This window comes from Rubripirellula obstinata, assembly GCF_001642955.1.
Lineage (GTDB): Bacteria > Planctomycetota > Planctomycetia > Pirellulales > Pirellulaceae > Rubripirellula > Rubripirellula obstinata.
On sequence record NZ_LWSK01000237.1, the window covers coordinates 1 to 2,818 of the forward strand.

The 2,818-nt window shown below is 56.0% G+C and carries 3 protein-coding genes; all 3 read left to right on the plus strand.

The window, feature by feature from the left end; all coding sequences use genetic code 11:
- A partial coding sequence (locus tag RC85_RS27965; protein ID WP_162273288.1) for a hypothetical protein occupies positions 1-619 on the plus strand: 619 nt, incomplete at its 5' end.
- A gap of 355 nt (positions 620-974) precedes the next feature.
- Complete coding sequence (locus RC85_RS27265) at positions 975-1,136, plus strand: hypothetical protein (protein WP_157594070.1); 162 nt, start codon at positions 975-977, stop codon at positions 1,134-1,136.
- Positions 1,137-1,150: 14 nt separating this feature from the next.
- Positions 1,151-1,756 (plus strand): hypothetical protein, encoded by a 606-nt coding sequence (locus RC85_RS25310; RefSeq protein ID WP_068267659.1) that lies wholly within the window; start codon positions 1,151-1,153, stop codon positions 1,754-1,756.
- Positions 1,757-2,818: the final 1,062 nt, after the last annotated feature.

A 2,818-nucleotide genomic window follows, 5' to 3' on the forward strand; every position in this document is an offset into this window, starting at 1 on the left:
CATCACGGTGATTGTCACCCACAGGGACGAAGTCCGCGCCGACGGACCGTATCGCGATGGTGTATTGCGGATAACCATTGCATGCACCGGAGTGGCGGCCGCACGCTTTTCTCTCTGCTTGCACGTCAAATCCCGCCACCTCGGTGATGCTTACCGTTATCCGACTGAGTGCTCGGTCGTGGCGGCGGACTCTGCGGGGCACAGCCAATGCCTTGATTTGTTGATCGCTCACTTACTCCTACGCTTCGCCCCGCTTCATTTGCTTGCGTTTGGACTTCCCGATCGTTACTGTGGACCGAACTGGTCGATTCCAACGGTTGCTCGCGTCGCGGGTCACCGACGGGGCGGGACGCCGGCGATACACGATCAAATCCTCGCTATGATTCGATCCCCGATTCCGAAGACCTTTACCGCGATTCAAGACTTGTTCATGTGGCGACGTCCCGTCGATGTTTTCTGCTTCGCAGGTTATGCTCGATCCAACGTGGCGGCGTCCCGCCGATGTTTTCTGCTCGCGCAGGTCATGCTCGTTTCACACCGATGTTTTCCCACTGCCTGTACTCACTACTGTGCCTCGTGCATGAAGCTGGTTTTTATCGTATCTCATGCCGACGGATAACCAAAGGATGCACCGGAGCGGGGCTTGCGGCTGCTTCCTGATGGTTACCTTTTCCGTCCCCACCCGGTGATCCTAGACGTTATCCGACTGAGCCACGGACTTTTGCTGCCTTCCTCGCGCCCTGCGGGGCACAACACATGCTCGACCAAAGCCGCTTTGCCCCCAACGCTCGACCAACACCGAACTGCCGACTGCCCTGCGGGGCATCAACCAACGCCTGAATTCCAATGCTCAATTAGTGCCGACGTGCCGGATGCACTGCGTGACACAACCAACGCCTATCTTTGGATACTCGATTCACTGCCGCTCGCCGAAACTTGCTTGAACGTCCGCTCTTTGCTACGATCTACACACGGTGATCGTCACCCACGGGGACGAAGTCCGCGCCGACGGACCGCATCGCAACGGTATGTTGCGGATAACCATTGCATGCACCGGAGTGGCGGCCGCACGCTTTTCTCTCTGCTTGCACGTCAAACCCCGCCACCTCGGTGATGCATACCGTTATCCGACTTAACAACCCGCTGCCCCATGACGATTGCTCGTGACCGCCTCAAGCTACGTGACTTCACACCTTTGGAGCATGAGTTTGACGCTGCCCAAAAGCTAGGCGAACTCACTGGACGCTTCGCGATCGACGACGTTGGTAGCATTGTCAAGCTCTACATCCGCGACAAACTCACCGATGGTCACACCGACCTAGTTCTTGCGTTACCAAACCTGCAATTCTACTCGTCGGCCAATTACCCCGCATCTGCTTCGGGAATATCGGATTGCGGCATGGCACGCATAATCTCGCATCCCTCCCTCGTTGATGTACTTTACCAGGGAAACGAAAGGCTAACCGGTTCGTTTTTTGACGCTTTGCGACCAAACTCGCACATCAAGCGGATTGGCGTACCTTACTGCCCAATTGATGATGCCGGGATTTCACTCGCGGGTGGCTGTTCACTGACCCACTTGTCTATTCGCGGCTCATTCGTTTCTGATGACTCGGTTGACACGCTGTGCTCGATGCGTTCTCTCATGCAAATTCACGTCAAGGAAACTCGAATTACGCGCAATGGGCTTGTCCGACTACGTGAATCGTTGCCAGGCTGTTGGATCGACATGCTCGACCGACCAGACGGCGGATAACCATGACATGCACCGGAGTGGCGGTGGTTAGCTTTTTCGTTTGCTTGCAAATCGTTCGCCGCCACCCGGTGATGTCTACCGTTATCCGACTGAAGTGACCGCAAACATGACCAAGCGCAAAAAACGAATCCTGCGATTTTCACTGCGTTCCCTGCTTGGGTTGACATTCGTTGCCGGTGCGTACTTCGCACTCGGACCACCGACCAGGAGCTATGGAGTTCCTGCGGTGTCCAGTGCGATCGAGAGCGAGTTCGGAAGCCCGGGCAATCCGGCATACGTAGCTCCGCTGCTACTCGAGTATTGGCAAATGAAGGCAACCGGCAGGCAGAGTGTTCAGGTTAAGAGACACTACTACGTTTGGCTCCCTGGCTTTGCGTGCAAGCTTGGAACTCGCGTCACGGATGACACCTTTACACCAACACGACGGGCTGACGATATCCTCGCTGACTGTCTACTTGCGGACTGGCCGCCTAGTCGGTGATGTGATATGAAGATACCTGTTTTCTAACGATCGTTCCGAAAAATGCAAAACGGATAACCATGCGATGCACCGGAGCCGGGCTTGCGAGCGGGTTTGTCTGCTTGCAAGTAAACACTCCCGGCCCGGTGATCGCTACCGTTATCCGACTGAGCAGCGGACATTTACTGCCTTCCTCGCGCCCTGCGGGGCATTGCCAACGCACGACCAAAACCGCTTTGCCCCCAAAAGCTCGACCAACATCGAAGTGCCGACTGCCCTGCGGGGCATCAACCAACGCCTGAATTCCAATGCTCAATCAATGCCGACGTGCCGGATGCACTGCGTGGCACAAACCAACGCCTGTCTTCTAGCACTCGATATATTCCTGCCCGACCAAACTTGCTTGACCTACCGCTCTTTGCTACGATCTACACACGGTGATTGTCACCCACGGGGACGAAGTCCGCGCTGACGGATCGTATCGCGATGGTGTATTGCGGATAACCATTGCATGCACCGGAGTGGCGGCCGCACACTTTTCTCTCTGCTTGCATGTCAAATCCCGCCACCTCGGTGATGCATACCGTTATCCGACTGAGCAG

Excerpts from the sequence above, each read along its gene's own strand:
- RC85_RS25310 (WP_068267659.1), top strand. The coding sequence starts at position 1,151 with ATGACGATTGCTCGTGACCGCCTCAAGCTACGTGACTTCACACCTTTG.